Here is a 14,893-nt window from a genome sequence, read left to right as displayed (position 1 = left end):
TCTTTTCCATCACACTACTACTATGGTCCTTATATCGACACGTTTCTACATAATTTTGGTAAAATGTTTGTAAATTTATTTTTACATATCAGAGATTTGATTTGCTAAATGGAAGCAGGTAGCGGAAAATAAGAGAGAACAATTTGTCAGAGAGAGGATTCAGGAAATGCTAAAACATGTCATCGCTTATGCACACGAACTGATGGAACAAGTGATTCTGCCAGGAGATACAGTCATCGATGCGACTTGCGGCAATGGCAACGATACACTCGTGCTCAGCCGTTTAGTCGGGGAAGAAGGAAAAGTACTGGCATTCGATATACAGGAACAAGCCATTGAAATGACAAGCAAGCACCTGGCTATGCACGATGTGACGAATACGACGCTGATCCTGGACAGCCACCAGCGTGTCGATCATTATATAACCCCTGAAGATGAAGGCAAGCTTGCCGGAGCCATCTTCAACTTGGGCTACCTGCCGGGCAGCAACAAGGCCATCACCACCAACGCAGAAAGCACCATCACTGCCATCGAAAAAATCCGCCATGCCATGAAACCGGGAGGCAGGATTGTATTGGTTGTTTATCATGGCCACCCGGAAGGCGCAATTGAAAAAGAAGGATTGCTGGCCCATGTAAAGGACTATGATCAAAAACATTATGCCGTCCTGCAGTACCGTTTCCTCAATCAAAAGAATAATCCGCCGTTCATCATCGCAATCGAGAAGAAAAAATGAAAGAAGCGCGACCCCCTAGCCAATCGGGGTACGCGCTTCTTTCATTTTATTATACGCTTTGATGTTCAAATGGAAAAACTTCGATTTATTCCCGCTGGCTCTGAGCAGCGATTTTATCATCTGCTTGCCATCCGCAAGCAGGCTGACCTTGCTATCTGCCAGGTACAGACCGACCAGTCCATGATGGACCATTTCATGGAAGGACGCATGCGGCAGACGCTGCACACTTTCATTCGTCCGTTCGATGAAATAGAGCAGCCTTTCCCGCATTTCATCGGAGTCCCGGTAGTAATGGCAGAAATTCAAATCGCCCTCGGCCTCATCCTCCATTTGATCGATATAGTAATCCAGCAGGATATGCAGACCTTGCATATACGGGAAATAGCTTCGATAGATATCTTCGGCCAGCTGATGATCAAGCTCCATCCCCATTCCGTAAGATACGAAGCAGAAGATGCCAAGAGTGGATCCGCTGCAGGCAGAGAATTCATACCAAGTAAGATCACGGTGCTCCTCCTGATATAAAGAGAACCAGTTCGTAAGCCGTTCAATCCTCTCTTCCTTGGCGACATGCTTGTGCACCTGCAAATCGCCATATAAGCCTGAAAGCTTCAGCAGATAAGGCTGCATGATCGGCAAGTCCGGCTGTTTCCCGAGGATCGTCTGGCAAGTGAATACAAGCGAATGCAAATAACCGCCGTCTTCGCGCTCATCCCGTAAGGCATAATAATCCTTCAGCATCTCACCGGGCTGCAGTGCATCCAGCATGGATCGATGCAATAGCCGGAAATCGTCCGGATCAAGCGAAGTGCTGCGATCACATAGATTATCAAGATAGTCACTGATGGTTTGATACGCAATGATGAACTTTATCGCCTGCTTCCACCTATCCCCTGCCAGCAGACTGTATACCGCTCCTCCCTGGCAATGGAAGCGTTTGGTCCGAATACTTTCCAGCGCCTGCTTCCGCAGTTCCGGGTCCGGGATCGCTTCTGCCCGCTGTGTCCATAATTCCAATTCCTTATGTACTTCAGGGAATATTTTCCGATATACTTGATGCATCAGTAAAACCGATGACTTTGGTATTTGTTGGGCCATTGTACAGTATCGCTCCTCGAATCCGGGATTGTCTTCTTTTCAAAAAAATCTAGTAATTCTATGAGAACATAAACGAAAGGAGTATTCAAATGATATACGAATATGACAAGAAACGTCCACATGTCCACAATGAAGCATATGTTGCTCCCGATGCTGTTATTACTGGGGATGTCACGATCAAAAAGGATGCCAGCATCTGGTTTAAAACCGTTATACGGGGAGATGTTTCACCGGTTGAGATCGGGGAAGGCGCCAACGTCCAGGATCTTTGTGTCCTTCACGGAAGTCCCGGCCTTCCCCTTATCATAAAGGATAGTGCCACCATCGGCCACCAAGTTACGCTGCATTCCTGCACAATCAGCAGGAATGCTTTGGTCGGCATGGGGTCCCTTATCCTTGATGGAGCAGTCGTCGAAGATGGCGCGTATGTAGGAGCTGGCTCACTTGTCCCTCCAGGCAAGACGATTCCTTCCGGCAAGCTCGCATTCGGCAGACCTGCCAAGGTGATAAGGGATTTGACCGATTCTGATTACCAGGATATGGAGAGGATCCGGTTGGAATACATCAGCAAAAGCAAGCTATATAAAGAAACCACATAAAAAGCCGTCCCCTTTATCGGGGGACGGCTTTTCCCATCATACGGTCTGCAGCTTGCTTTCCACTCTATCGACTTTCTGGAATTCAGCAAAGTCATACTTGCGTTCCACGTAAATCTGATGCCAAAGCATGAAGGCAAGGACAGTCCAGATTTTACGGCTGTAATCCCCTTTGCCTTGACAATGTGCATCCAGCAGATTAAGAATATAATCTTTATGCAAAAGATGATCTGTCTGGCTCTCACGGATGAGCTGCTTCGCCCAGCCATTCAGTTCATTTTTCAGCCAGTGGCGCATCGGTACCGGGAAGCCTAGTTTTTTACGATGCAATACGTGATCTGGCACAATGCCTTCCACTGCTTCGCGCAGCAGGCTCTTCGTCGTATTGTTGGCGATTTTCAGATCTTGCGGGATTTCACGGGCAACTCGGAATACCTCTTTATCAAGGAACGGTACCCGGACCTCGAGTGAGTGTGCCATTGTCATCTTATCGGCTTTAAGAAGGATATCCCCGCGAAGCCAAGTGTGAATATCGATATACTGCATCTGATTGACAGGAGGCTCATTCTTGACGTTTTCATATAAAGGTGCGGTTAACTGCTGGTAGCTGATCGAGCTGTCATACGTTTTCAGCAGCTTTTGCAGATCCGCATTCTCGAACATCTTGGCGTTACCGATATAGCGGTCCTTCAAAGGAGTCGTACCACGCTCCAGGAAGCTCTTTCCGCGCACACCTTCAGGGAGGATCTTCGCCACGCGGGCCAGCAATGCCTTGGCAGGTCCCGGGATGCTGTCGAACATACGCAGGGACTCTGGCTCACGGTAGATATTATATCCGCCGAACAGCTCATCGGAACCTTCGCCGGAGAGGGCAACCGTTACATGCTTGCTGGCTTCCCTTGCCACGAAGTACAGTGCCACGGCGGAAGGATCAGCTAATGGATCATCCATATGCCACATGATCTTCGGAAGCTTCTCAAGGTATTCTTCCGGCGTGATGATGTGAGAATAGTTTTCCACGCCGATTTTTTCAGCTGTTTCTTTCGCTACATCCACTTCGGAATAGCCTTCCCGCTCAAATCCAACGGAAAATGTCTTCAAGTTCGGGTTGAATTCCTTTGCTATCGCCACGATAACGGAGGAATCGATTCCGCCTGAAAGGAAGGAACCGACCGGCACATCACTTCTCATATGCTTGCTGACGGAATCATACAGCACGTCCTGGATTCGTTTGATCCAAGCTTGCTTGTCCATGATTTTTGGCGAGAATGTCGCATGCCAGTAGCGATGGAATTCGATTGGTTCACCTTCACGTTTTACAAAGTAATGACCAGGCTCAACCTTCTTGATACCTTCTGTCATGGAGAAAGGATCGGGTACATATTGGTAGCTCAGATATTGCTGCAGAGATTCCGTATCCACAGTGTCTGATTCTTCCAGCAGCGTGATGCTCTTCTTCTCGGAAGCAAAGAAGATTTCCTCGTCCGTTTCTTTATAGAAGAGCGGTTTAATGCCGAAAGGATCACGAGCTCCGTAGAATATCTTCTTTTGTTTATCCCAGATCAAAATGCTGAACATACCGCGAAGCTCCTTGAATGCTTCCTCTCCGTATGTATGGTACATCGCTGCGATGACCTCGGTATCGGATTCTGTCTTGAACTCGGAGCCTTTTTTCAGCAGGTCTTCACGGAGCTCTACATAGTTATAGATTTCCCCGTTGAAAACCATCCAGATGTTCTCATCGTCATAGCTTAGCGGCTGAACCCCAGCTTCGATGTCGATGATGCTCAAACGGCGAAAACCAAATGAAACATGTTCGTCATGGTAATATCCCTCATCATCCGGACCGCGGTGCGTGATGATGTTGTTCTGTTGTTTGAATTTATCCTTATCAGCTTGCGTTAGTTGTTTTACGTTTTTTCTGATGACGCCAATCAAACCACACATTTACTTATTAGCCTCTCTTTCATTACTTCTAGCCATTAATTATAGCACAAAACAATTCGGTTCTTGAAGGAAGATTATGGGCGGCTGCTAAAAAAAAGCAAGAGCGAAAGTGTCGCTCTTGCTTTTGCATGATTTATGCGAATGTATAGCTTTCCAGCTGTGCAGCTCTGTCTGTCTGCTCCCAAGGGAAGTTTTTATCCGTACGTCCGAAATGACCGTATGCAGCTGTATCTTTATAGATCGGCTGACGCAGGTTCAGCATCTTGATGATGCCGGCAGGACGGAGGTCGAATAACTCGCGTACTGCTTTGACCAATGCTTCCTCGGATTGTTTGCCTGTTCCGAAAGTATCGATGCTGATGGAAACGGGCTCGGCAACACCGATCGCATACGCAAGCTGTACTTCACATTTCTCCGCAAGACCTGCAGCGACGATGTTTTTCGCAACATAGCGCGCTGCATATGCACCGGAACGGTCCACTTTCGTAGCATCTTTCCCGCTGAATGCCCCGCCGCCATGGCGTGCATAGCCTCCGTACGTATCAACGATGATCTTACGGCCAGTCAAACCGGCATCACCTTGAGGACCGCCGATGACGAAACGGCCAGTCGGGTTGATGATATATTTCGTGTCCTCATCCAGCAATTCCGCTGGGACAACCGGCTTGATCACAAGCTCTTTCAAGTCAGCATGGATCTGCGCTTGCTCCACTTCCGGATGATGCTGGGTGGAGATGACAATCGTATCGATCCGTACTGGTCGATCGTTCTCATCATATTCCACAGTCACCTGCGTTTTCCCGTCCGGGCGCAAGTAGCTCACGACCTCATCCTTCCGTATCTTCGCCAATTGCTTGGAAAGACGGTGCGCCAATGAAATCGGCAGCGGCATGAACTCCGGTGTTTCATTGCTGGCATAGCCGAACATCAATCCTTGGTCACCGGCACCGATGGCATCGATTTCTTCATCTGTCATCATGCCTTCACGGGCTTCGAGTGCTTGATCGACACCGCCTGCGATATCGGGCGATTGTTCATCGATTGCTGTCAGCACTGCACATGTATCAGCATCAAAGCCATATTTTGCACGTGTATAACCGATTTCCTTGATGGTTTTACGCACGATGCTTTGGATATCTACATAAGCGCTTGTCGTGATTTCTCCAGCTACCAGAACAAGGCCAGTTGTAACTGTCGTTTCACAAGCGACACGGGCATTCGGGTCCTTGGATAGGATTTCATCTAATATAGCATCCGAGATCTGGTCACAGATTTTATCCGGGTGGCCTTCTGTAACGGATTCTGAGGTAAATAATCGACGATTAGCAGTCATTCTGCCAAATCCCCCTTCAACTACGATTAATACGGAAGTTTTACTCTTTCCAAGTATGTTATTAAGAAACTTGATAATGGGTGAAGGTGAAAGAACACTACGTTAGTATTGCTCTTTTTCTATTATTAAGCCGTTACATGAAAAAAACCTTCCTCATAACAGAAGGCTGGCTTATTCCCTCTCTTATCGTTCAAGGTATCCCTTGCTCAGGTTGAGCACCATTTCACAAATGTGACGGTTGCCGGGTTTCTTAGGGCCTGTCCCTCCGCCTACTCTGAATAAGAGTGTTTTCCGTTCGGAACTATGTTATCGGAACAGCCTCCAGAAGTCAACCAAATCCTGCAATAACCGACAAAAACAATCGGAATTATCTGCCGACTATTTTTAAGTTGGTGATTGCAAATGAAAATAGTATGTATTAATATTTTAATGTGTTATACTAATTAAAAATCACTACAAAAAGGCGGGATCCATATGCGAATGATGCATGCAGTGACAGCTTTAGAGGAATTGCGCAATCAACCCAATGTGAAAAGAAACCTATCCGCGGCTCAATTGACCGAGGCGGCATTGTCCCGCCAAGAGGCACGCCTGACAGAAACAGGTGCCCTGCGGGCGGCGACCGGCAAATATACCGGCCGTTCCCCAAAAGATAAATTCATTGTCAAGGATGAACTTTCCGAGAACAAAGTCGACTGGGGCAACGTGAATCAGCCGATAAGTGAAGAGACGTTCGAGCATTTGTTGGGGAAAGTCGTCGATTATTTGCAGGCACAGGAAGAAGTATTCTCTTTCCAAGGTTTTGCGGGAGCCGATGAACGCTATCATCTGCCGATACAGGTCATCAATGAATATGCATGGCATAACTTGTTCGCCCATCAGCTGTTCATCCGCCCGACTGACGAGGAGCTGGCATCCCATAAGCCTTCCTTCACTGTCATTTCTGCTCCAGGCGTAAAAGCAGATCCGCTTGTCGATGGCACGAATTCCGAAGCCTTCGTGATCGTATCCTTCAAGCAGCGTGTCATTGTCATCGGCGGAACGGAATATGCCGGCGAAATGAAGAAATCGATTTTCTCCGTGATGAATTTCCTGCTTCCGCAGCAGGAAATCCTGCCGATGCACTGCTCTGCGAATGTAGGTGCAGATGGCGATACCGCCCTTTTCTTCGGTCTATCCGGTACTGGTAAAACAACGCTTTCTGCCGATCCGGACCGGCCTTTGATCGGGGATGATGAACACGGATGGTCACCAGATGGCATCTTCAATATCGAAGGCGGCTGCTACGCCAAGTGCATCAATCTTTCCGCTGAGAAGGAGCCTGAAATCCACGGGGCGATTAAATTCGGTACAATCCTGGAGAATGTAGCAGTTGATGAAACCGGCGTCTGTGATTATGAGGATGGATCCGTGACGGAGAATACACGTGCAGCCTATCCAATCGACTATATCGAGGGCAGCTTATCGAAAAGCTTGGCCGGCCATCCCAAGACGATCATCTTCTTGACCGCGGATGCAACCGGTGTGCTTCCCCCGATCAGCAAGCTGACAACCGAGCAGGCGATGTACCACTTCCTGAGCGGCTATACGAGCAAACTTGCCGGCACAGAGCGTGGTGTGACAGAACCGGAAGCAACATTCTCCACTTGCTTCGGTGCTCCTTTCCTGCCGCTGGCACCATCCGTATACGCAGACATGCTGGGCAGCAAGATCAGCGAGCACCAGGCAGATGTGTATCTGGTCAATACCGGCTGGACCGGCGGGGATTATCATTCCGGTTCCCGGATGAAGCTAGCTTATACAAGAACGATGGTGCAAGCAGCACTCCGCGGTGAATTACGCCACGCAGAAACAACCCAGGATCCTATTTTCGGTCTGCATGTTCCTGTTTCCATTGCAGATGTACCGGCAGAGCTGCTGATGCCGGAAAATGCTTGGGAAGATAAAACGGCTTACAAGCAAAAAGCGCATGAGCTCGCTGTTCAGTTCCATCGGAATTTCGCAAAATTTGATTTCATTGACGAAGCAGTCCGCCAGGCGGGCCCGCTTTATAAATGATGAATTGTAATATTAAGTGCGACACCTTTTGAAAATAGAAAAGCCCATGTTTCCTCGTGTAAGATGAAGTTACCATACCTAATCTTAAACGGAGGAAAACATGAGCTATTCCCATCTTACTACAATTGAACGAGGAAAACTAGAAACACTATACAAGCTTGGCTGGTCTGCACGTCGTATCGCAAAGGAGTTAGGGAGACACCATTCGACTATTTCCAGAGAATTGGAGCGTAACAGTGAGGGCAGCTATAAAGCTGACTCTGCTGACAGAATGTATCAAAAACGACGGGAATTTTGTATTCCTAAAGGTAAATGGAAAGAAGAGCTTAGAGTGGTTATTGAGGAGAAATTAAAGCTCACTTGGTCACCTGAACAAATTCAAGGAAGGCTGGGTATCATCAGCTTCAAAACCATCTATCGTTGGATGAATCAAAGACGATTCTCTGTCGATCATCAGGTCTTCCGTCAAAAAGGAAAAAGGCAAAAACCCCGGGAAACGAGAGGTCGATTCAATATTGGTACGTCGATAAAGGAGCGTCCAAAAGATGTGAAGGACCGAAAATCGGCAGGCCATTGGGAACTAGATACAGTAGTATCAAGCCGTGGAAAAAGTAAAGGATGCTTCGGAACGTTTGCCGAACGCAAAACGCGTTTCTTTCTCGCAGTTAAAATGAACGATCGAAGTGCACGCTCTATGAAGGAAGCTATCTCACAAGTGGCAGCTTCTATGCCTAAGGAAATATTTAAGACAGCGACCACAGATCGAGGGAAAGAATTTGCTTGTTATCAAGAAATCGAAAATGAAATGGATATCTCGGTTTACTTTGCCGATCCGTATGCCCCATGGCAGCGAGGAACCAATGAAAACAGTAACGGGCTGCTTCGGGAGTTCTTCCCAAAGAAAACAGACTTAGCCTCTGTTTCAGAAGATGAAATCCACCAAGCACTATACCTAATTAATCATCGCCCGCGAAAAATATTAGGATGGAAAACTCCTTACGAGGCTTTCCAGGAGGAACTGTCGCATTTAGATTGACAAACTATCAAATAAAAAAACCACCCCCGGCAGACTAGACAGTCATCTTTCGGGGGTGGTTTTTTTACATCGTCTTTTCAAGCTGGTCTATATGATGCAGTGCGTTTGGCAGCACCTTATCCTTCATCATGAAGCTGTATTCTGCATGCTGCGCCAGATGGGAAGGGAACTTTTCCACCAGCACCGGTCCATACGTCTCCAGGTAATTGGATTTCTTCTTCAATTCCGAGATGATGGCATAATAGACATTTTTCACAATATGACCCGCTTTGCCGGCTACGAAATACTGTCCGACATATTTCAGCTGCTGCACGACACCGCCAGTCTCTTCCATCACTTCCCGCATTGCCGCATGCTCCGCCGTTTCGCCCTTTTCGACCTTGCCGCCCGGGAACTCCAATCCCCGATCTTTATGGCGTGTGAGAAGCCATTTGCTTCCGTATCGGCAAATCACCCACACATGTTTAGGCTGATCGGAAAATGGATGATCGGCGAAAGACATCTTCACTTCGTTGTTATAATAATCTCTGAACGTAATCATCATCATCCCACTGCCTTCTTCTTCACATCAAACCTACAAGTATTTGACTGCTGCGATCTTCCAGCCTCCGTCATACAAGAATTTGATTTCGATTGTATAGTTACCGTGCAAATCATCGGTATTGCTTTGTGTAATTGTAACATAATTATCGGAGTCTGTTTCCACTTTGTATGAATTATCCGGATTGAACCATGCAGGTGTTTCGGTAGGGACGATATACAATCCGTCCGCTTCTTCCGTGAAATAAAAGTCGACGATCGGCTGACTCACATCCCTTGTGGCTACTTCATCGAAGCTTTTCAGCAATTCTTCTTTTGTATCATGGTTCAGGACCTTGTAATTAGTATCAATGTCTTGCGTAATTTTAGCCATGAAAGCAGATGTCAGCTGTTCGATCTGCTCTTTATGCAGCTCCTGCTGCACAGCAGCCTTGCTTTTTTCAGCTGTCACTGCGGTTATATTATCTGATTGGTATGATAGCGTGAATGTAAATGGGACTAGAAGCATGATGATGGCAGCTAATGCTTTTTTCCATGTTGTCTGGAGCATAATTAGTCCTCCTTTATAGTCGTATTATAGGTATTCCTCATCTTTCCTTTTTTGAAACACTATAAATCAGCCGGTTGATGAAGAACGCTGCTTACAAGTTTCTGCACCGAATGAAGAACTCCTCCGAAAAGTTTGGAGTGACTAGTAAAGTTTACACATATTCCTCTAGGCATTCTTTATCCCCTTCAGCTTATATATATAAGAAAATGTAGGAATTTCTCCTCAATTGTTGCTTTTTGTAAAAAAATGTGAAACAAATCGCTGTAAAACCCGTTAAACTTTGGTAAGCTTTCCAGGGCGGACTAATTTGTGAAATGATTTGTAATAAGACATACCTACACAGAAATAAAGTGATTGAGTCCGTTACTTTTTGAGAGCAAATTATTTTTGGAGGGATTGGATGAAAGCAATAAGACATCTTGGCTGGGTCGTATTGGCACTGGTATTATTTCTGACTGGGTGCGGTACAGACAGTGCTTCTACCGATGCAGAAAGCAAGGAGAAGAAAGGACCGACACCTGAAGAAATCCTGCAAAGCACAGCCGAAGCCAATGAAGATTTGAATAGCTATGATATGGATATGTCAATGGATATGGACGTGAAAGCATCCGGCCTGGATCAAACCATGACGACGAAGGCAAACGGAACCATCGTGATGGATCCATTGTCCTCTAAGCTCAGCATGGAATCCATGGGAGAACAGTTCGACATGTATATCAAGGATAATATGATTTATATGTATGAACCAGCATCTGATATGTGGCTGAAAATGGACGCCGAATCAGAAATCGGCGCCTCCCTTGAAACCGATCAAGTGGCACAGCCTTTGGATGAGCAGATCCAGCAGGTGAAGGATTTGGCTGATAGCATCAAAGTCTCTGAAACAGACACAGAATATGTACTTGATGTCAAAGTAGCCGAAGATAAAATGATGAGCTTCATGGAAGAGCAGATGGGCGCAGCAGGCGAAAGCCTGGAGAGCTTGGGTAACTTCACCTTCGATAAATTCAACTACACAATCTCCATCGATAAAGAGACTGATTATCCGAAGAATATCAAATTGGATATGGTCATGAATATGGAGGATGCTGGTGAAGAAGCAACAGTCAATGCTGTGGTGGATATGAATTATGATAATTATAATGCAGCGGATGGCATCGAAATTCCGTCCGAAGCCGAAAATGCAACGGATATCTCCGATCAGGCAGCTGTGACTTATTGAACACGAGAGGCACCAGGATATCCCTGGTGCCTCTTCTTCTTAAATATTATATTTTACATTCGCATCTTTCTCTAGCTCATCCACTTTTTCAAGCATGACTGTCTGAAGGTTCTGCTGCTCCATGGTCGCTTTCAGCTGATCCTTGATGTCATCGTATTTCGGCAGGCTGTCCTCCTGATTGCTTTCTTTTGCCTGCTTTTCCATCTCTTCATAATATGTCTTCATATCATCTTCGGTCACTTCTTTCGGTGACAGCTCTTTATCGACATATTTCGTCACCAGCAAGCCTTCTTTCAGCTGCTGCTTGTACTCCTCTTCTGTTGAACCGGTAGCTTTCAATGCTTCCTTGAATTTATCTTCATCTTCAAACTGGTCTTTGGCGGATTTCAATTCCTCATCCACTTCTTTATCAGAAACCTCGTAGTTTTTATTTTCTGCCTCCTGCAGCAGCAGTTCATTTCCTACAAGACTTTTCAAAACTTGATCCTTCAGTTCTTTAGCAGCGTCATCCGTTGTCGGATCTGTGCCGCTTGCTTGCGCTTGCTGCTGAGCAGAGGATAGGAGTGAATTATATTCCTCACCCTTGATCTCGGTACCATTGACAGTCGCGACTGTCTCGTCCGGATCTACTTGCTGCTCCTCCATCTTCTTCTGCATTTCCTCCGCTTGCTTTTGTGCCTGTTCCCGTTCAGCATCGGAAGAATCGGATGCAGAATCCTCGTCATTCCCGCATGCAGCCAATACCATAGCCAGTACCAGCATGAAGCATAGGGTCATCAAACGTTTCATAAAATAGAAACCCCTCTCTTGGTATATGGTTACGAATGTAACATCTATCAACAGTCTACACAAGTATACCACGTCATTTTAGTAGAAAAGTAAGAGAAAGACGCCCCGGGGAGGGCGCCTTTCTTAAGCAAATCGTTTTTTGCGGTCTTTATGATCCTTCACGACCAGGGCGGCATGCACGGCTCCCGGAACGAAAAATATCAATGTCAGTACCAGATTCAGTAGTGCTTTGAATGGTTTACCGGTGAATAGTACGGCTACAGGCGGCAGAAGAATCGCCAACAGGTACATGAACATAGGTATCCCTCCTTTTAGCTCATCACTTTAGAATTACCCATATCCATCCGATTTGACACCTGTTAGCCCTTCTTTACCTCCTTGGATACATGCTGGAGGAACTCCAGATCCACCTCTACCCCGATACCCGGTTTTTCCGGGATTTGCATGGCCCCTCCCTCTACCTGCAGGGGCTCTTGCAGCAAATCGCGCTCAAAGTATCTGTCAGAACCAGATAAGTCACCAGGTATCGAGAAACCTGGCAAGGAGGCAAGCGCCAGATTATGTGCTTTCGAAATACCTGTTTCCACCATGCCTCCGCACCAGACAGGCAGTCCAGCTTGCCGGCACAAGTCATGGATACGGATTGCAGCGGTCAAACCGCCAACCCTGCCGATTTTGATATTGATGGTCCGGCATGCCCCAAGCTCCAGAGCCTGCCAGGCATCGTGCCAGCCTTCCACTGTTTCATCCAGGCAGATAGGGGTCTGCACCCGCTCTTGCAGCCTTTGATGCAGTACAATATCCCCAGCCGGAAATGGCTGTTCAATCATTTGCAGATTCAGACTGTCCAGATCAGCCAGCAGGGAAAGGTCCTGTTCACCATACATGCCATTACCATCAATCATGAGCGGAAGATCCGGATCGATTTGTTTGACCTGTTCAAGCATCTGCCGTTCGTTATATTTTGATACTTTCAGTTTGACACGTTCAAAGCCTTGGCTGCGAATCATCGCAATCGTCTGCTTGAGGTCATCCGACAGACTGATGACAGCACCGGCCTTCGCTTTTGTTCTCGTACCGCCTATGCAGGAAGCCAGACTCTTATTTTGCTGCTTGGCATATAAATCCCATACCGCTCCTTCCACAGCAGCTTTGGCCATTTGATTGCCGACGATGGACGAAAACAGCTCAGGGACCTCTGTCGGGTGGGTCGGTTTTTTGGCAAACAGGAGCGGAAGCAGCGACTGCTGGAGCAGCACCCAGCTTGACGCCACTGTTTCACTGGTATAAAAAGGCGCTGCAAAAGCGACTCCTTCGCCATATCCCAAATGTCCATCGGTATCCTGCAGCTCGACGATGATCCCTTCTCTTTCATGCAGGACACCAGCATGTGTCGTGAAGGGCTGTTTAAGCGGCAGGGTGTAGCGGAATAAACGATAGCCTCTTAATTCCATCATACACCGCCCTCATCAAGCTTTTGCTGGAGCTTATAGCGCATCAGTTTATTGCTCGCATTCCGCGGAAGTTCGTCGACCCACTTCCACTGTTTCGGGATTTTATAGCGGGCTAATCTTGCCCGGCAATATGCCTGTAAATCTTCGATGCCGACCTCCTCATTCTTGACAAGGAACGCAACAGGCACGGCTCCCCACTGCGGGTCGGCCTGGCCGATGACCGCAGCCTCAGCGATAGCGGGATGGCTGGTCAAAACACCTTCCACCTCAGCAGGATAAATATTTTCGCCGCCCGAGATGATCAGATCTTTCCTGCGATCAAGCACATACAAATAGCCCTCTTCATCCGTATAGCCGATATCTCCCGTTGAAAGCCACCCCTCCTGGAAAGCAGCCTCGGTCGCTTCCTGGTTCCGATAATACCCTTTCGTGATCATCGGGCCCTTCACCTGGATTTCCCCAGCTTCATCCGGCTTGGCCAAGCCTGATTCAGAAATGATTCGCAGCTGGGCCGGCACGAGTGCTTTTCCTGCAGATCCCAGCTTACGAATGCTGTCTTCAGGGCTCAGCGTCACGATCTGGGAAGCAGTTTCGGTCATGCCATAGGACTGGAACACAGGAATGGACCGCCTTTTTGCTTCCTCCAGCACATGAAGCGGCGCCGGTCCTCCTCCCAACAGCATGCACCGGAAAGTCTTCGGATAGGTTATACCATCTTCCTCCTGCAGGCGCAAAAGACGCTGAAGCATCACAGTGACAACCGATACGATCGTGACACCGTGCTCCATGATCGCTGTCTGGACGATTTCTTCATCGAAGCCCTGTGTCACATACAGCGGCATCCCATAAATCGCACTTTTGAAAATGCTTGATAGGCCGCCGACATGGAACATCGGCAGCGGGGACAGCCATTTGTCATCCTGGGAAAGCCCAAGATTCAAAGCAGATCCGATGGCGCTCCACCAATGGTTGCCATATGTATGCTCGACACCTTTTGGATTTCCTGTTGTCCCGGAGGTATAGATGATGCTGAAGACCTCATCCAAATGAAGCTCTGTGCAGCATGTATATTCCTTTGCCGGCTGCTCTTGCAGCAATTCAATCGTCTGCAGAGGGACACCAGCGGCCTCAGCCTGTTTTTCATATTTGGCAGCCGCAAGCAATAATTCCGCTTCACTATCCTGCAGCTGGAACGACCATTCAGCAGCTGTCAGTCTTGTATTGAGCAGGATCAACGTAGCCCCGATGTAGCTGAGTGCATGGACGAGCACCACCATCTCGACACTGTTATGAGAAAGTACAGCGACACGGGAACCTTTTCGTACACCCAAAGAAGCAAGCTTCCTGGCATTGGCATCCACAGCTTGGTGCAGCTCCCCGAATGTCATTTTTGTTCCTTCCGGTGTTTCCAAAGCAAGTTTCCCGGGACTGAGTGATGCCTGCTTCTGCAGCCAATGCGGGATGATTTCTGACATATTCCTCCACTCCTTTCTGTCATAAAGAAGAACCTTTGCAATATGCTGCAAAGGTTCTG

At 47.5% G+C, this 14,893-nt stretch carries 14 protein-coding genes and 1 riboswitch; of the genes, 5 read left to right on the top strand and 9 right to left on the bottom strand.

Annotation, left to right across the window (positions count from 1 at the left end):
- Positions 1–166: 166 nt before the first annotated feature.
- The gene (locus MHI54_RS14120) at positions 167–736 is read left to right on the top strand and encodes a class I SAM-dependent methyltransferase (RefSeq protein ID WP_340081928.1); all 570 of its coding nucleotides are present in this window, start codon (positions 167–169) and stop codon (positions 734–736) included.
- Between the two features lie 15 nt (positions 737–751).
- Here MHI54_RS14120 and MHI54_RS14115 read toward each other — a convergent pair whose 3' ends face one another.
- Positions 752–1,834, bottom strand: a complete 1,083-nt coding sequence (locus MHI54_RS14115; RefSeq protein ID WP_340081927.1) for a tetraprenyl-beta-curcumene synthase family protein — start codon at positions 1,832–1,834, stop codon at positions 752–754.
- Positions 1,835–1,923: 89 nt separating this feature from the next.
- Between MHI54_RS14115 and MHI54_RS14110 the strand changes: the two genes are divergently transcribed.
- Positions 1,924–2,433 carry a gamma carbonic anhydrase family protein gene (locus tag MHI54_RS14110; RefSeq protein WP_340081926.1) on the top strand — a complete coding sequence of 170 codons (510 nt, stop codon included), beginning with the start codon at positions 1,924–1,926 and terminating at the stop codon, positions 2,431–2,433.
- 36 nt (positions 2,434–2,469) lie between these two features.
- On the opposite strand, the gene asnB is transcribed toward MHI54_RS14110, so the two are convergent.
- Both asnB and metK read right to left on the bottom strand, forming a co-directional pair.
- Positions 2,470–4,377: an asparagine synthase (glutamine-hydrolyzing) gene (gene asnB, locus MHI54_RS14105; RefSeq protein ID WP_095215973.1), complete on the bottom strand. Its 1,908-nt coding sequence runs from the start codon at positions 4,375–4,377 to the stop codon at positions 2,470–2,472.
- A 133-nt stretch (positions 4,378–4,510) separates the two neighbouring features.
- The gene (metK, locus tag MHI54_RS14100; protein ID WP_095215972.1) at positions 4,511–5,710 is read right to left on the bottom strand and encodes a methionine adenosyltransferase; all 1,200 of its coding nucleotides are present in this window, start codon (positions 5,708–5,710) and stop codon (positions 4,511–4,513) included.
- A 180-nt stretch (positions 5,711–5,890) separates the two neighbouring features.
- Positions 5,891–5,995, bottom strand: a riboswitch (SAM riboswitch).
- Positions 5,996–6,193: 198 nt separating this feature from the next.
- Here metK and pckA point away from each other — a divergent pair.
- Together pckA and MHI54_RS14090 are read left to right on the top strand one after the other, a co-directional pair.
- Entirely contained in the window at positions 6,194–7,768 is a 1,575-nt protein-coding gene (gene pckA / locus MHI54_RS14095; protein ID WP_340082957.1) for a phosphoenolpyruvate carboxykinase (ATP), read from the top strand.
- A 100-nt stretch (positions 7,769–7,868) separates the two neighbouring features.
- Positions 7,869–8,804: an IS30 family transposase gene (locus MHI54_RS14090; RefSeq protein WP_340081424.1), complete on the top strand. Its 936-nt coding sequence runs from the start codon at positions 7,869–7,871 to the stop codon at positions 8,802–8,804.
- A gap of 64 nt (positions 8,805–8,868) precedes the next feature.
- Here MHI54_RS14090 and ytkD read toward each other — a convergent pair whose 3' ends face one another.
- Positions 8,869–9,345, bottom strand: coding sequence for an RNA deprotection pyrophosphohydrolase (gene ytkD, locus MHI54_RS14085; protein WP_095215995.1), 477 nt, complete (start codon positions 9,343–9,345; stop codon positions 8,869–8,871).
- Positions 9,346–9,378: 33 nt separating this feature from the next.
- Positions 9,379–9,894, bottom strand: a complete 516-nt coding sequence (locus tag MHI54_RS14080; protein ID WP_340081925.1) for a hypothetical protein — start codon at positions 9,892–9,894, stop codon at positions 9,379–9,381.
- 400 nt (positions 9,895–10,294) lie between these two features.
- Between MHI54_RS14080 and MHI54_RS14075 the strand changes: the two genes are divergently transcribed.
- Entirely contained in the window at positions 10,295–11,116 is an 822-nt protein-coding gene (locus tag MHI54_RS14075) for a DUF6612 family protein (RefSeq protein WP_340081924.1), read from the top strand.
- Positions 11,117–11,155: 39 nt separating this feature from the next.
- Here MHI54_RS14075 and MHI54_RS14070 read toward each other — a convergent pair whose 3' ends face one another.
- The 4 genes from MHI54_RS14070 to MHI54_RS14055 form a co-directional block, all read right to left on the bottom strand.
- Entirely contained in the window at positions 11,156–11,905 is a 750-nt protein-coding gene (locus tag MHI54_RS14070; protein WP_340081923.1) for a SurA N-terminal domain-containing protein, read from the bottom strand.
- Between the two features lie 123 nt (positions 11,906–12,028).
- Positions 12,029–12,196: a YqaE/Pmp3 family membrane protein gene (locus MHI54_RS14065; RefSeq protein ID WP_233135020.1), complete on the bottom strand. Its 168-nt coding sequence runs from the start codon at positions 12,194–12,196 to the stop codon at positions 12,029–12,031.
- A gap of 68 nt (positions 12,197–12,264) precedes the next feature.
- Positions 12,265–13,362, bottom strand: a complete 1,098-nt coding sequence (menC, locus tag MHI54_RS14060; protein WP_340081922.1) for an o-succinylbenzoate synthase — start codon at positions 13,360–13,362, stop codon at positions 12,265–12,267.
- Entirely contained in the window at positions 13,359–14,834 is a 1,476-nt protein-coding gene (locus MHI54_RS14055; protein WP_340081921.1) for an o-succinylbenzoate--CoA ligase, read from the bottom strand. The genes menC and MHI54_RS14055 overlap by 4 nt, the downstream gene beginning before the upstream one ends.
- Between the last annotated feature and the right edge of the window lie 59 nt (positions 14,835–14,893).

Source organism: Terribacillus sp. FSL K6-0262, assembly GCF_037977385.1.
Taxonomy (GTDB): Bacteria; Bacillota; Bacilli; order Bacillales; family Amphibacillaceae; genus Terribacillus.
The sequence above is the reverse complement of the archived record's forward strand: the minus strand, read 5'-3'. Positions and strand labels throughout refer to the sequence as shown.

What these genes read in the sequence shown, in the direction of transcription:
- MHI54_RS14110 (WP_340081926.1), top strand. Translation starts at nt 1,924, where the DNA reads ATGATATACGAATATGACAAGAAACGTCCACATGTCCACAATGAAGCA.
- pckA (WP_340082957.1), top strand. Translation starts at nt 6,194, where the DNA reads ATGCATGCAGTGACAGCTTTAGAGGAATTGCGCAATCAACCCAATGTG.
- MHI54_RS14080 (WP_340081925.1), bottom strand. Translation starts at nt 9,894, where the DNA reads ATGCTCCAGACAACATGGAAAAAAGCATTAGCTGCCATCATCATGCTT.
- asnB (WP_095215973.1), bottom strand. Translation starts at nt 4,377, where the DNA reads ATGTGTGGTTTGATTGGCGTCATCAGAAAAAACGTAAAACAACTAACG.
- MHI54_RS14115 (WP_340081927.1), bottom strand. Translation starts at nt 1,834, where the DNA reads ATGGCCCAACAAATACCAAAGTCATCGGTTTTACTGATGCATCAAGTA.
- MHI54_RS14090 (WP_340081424.1), top strand. Translation starts at nt 7,869, where the DNA reads ATGAGCTATTCCCATCTTACTACAATTGAACGAGGAAAACTAGAAACA.
- ytkD (WP_095215995.1), bottom strand. Translation starts at nt 9,345, where the DNA reads ATGATTACGTTCAGAGATTATTATAACAACGAAGTGAAGATGTCTTTC.
- MHI54_RS14120 (WP_340081928.1), top strand. Translation starts at nt 167, where the DNA reads ATGCTAAAACATGTCATCGCTTATGCACACGAACTGATGGAACAAGTG.
- MHI54_RS14075 (WP_340081924.1), top strand. Translation starts at nt 10,295, where the DNA reads ATGAAAGCAATAAGACATCTTGGCTGGGTCGTATTGGCACTGGTATTA.
- MHI54_RS14070 (WP_340081923.1), bottom strand. Translation starts at nt 11,905, where the DNA reads ATGAAACGTTTGATGACCCTATGCTTCATGCTGGTACTGGCTATGGTA.
- menC (WP_340081922.1), bottom strand. Translation starts at nt 13,362, where the DNA reads ATGATGGAATTAAGAGGCTATCGTTTATTCCGCTACACCCTGCCGCTT.
- metK (WP_095215972.1), bottom strand. Translation starts at nt 5,710, where the DNA reads ATGACTGCTAATCGTCGATTATTTACCTCAGAATCCGTTACAGAAGGC.
- MHI54_RS14065 (WP_233135020.1), bottom strand. Translation starts at nt 12,196, where the DNA reads ATGTACCTGTTGGCGATTCTTCTGCCGCCTGTAGCCGTACTATTCACC.
- MHI54_RS14055 (WP_340081921.1), bottom strand. Translation starts at nt 14,834, where the DNA reads ATGTCAGAAATCATCCCGCATTGGCTGCAGAAGCAGGCATCACTCAGT.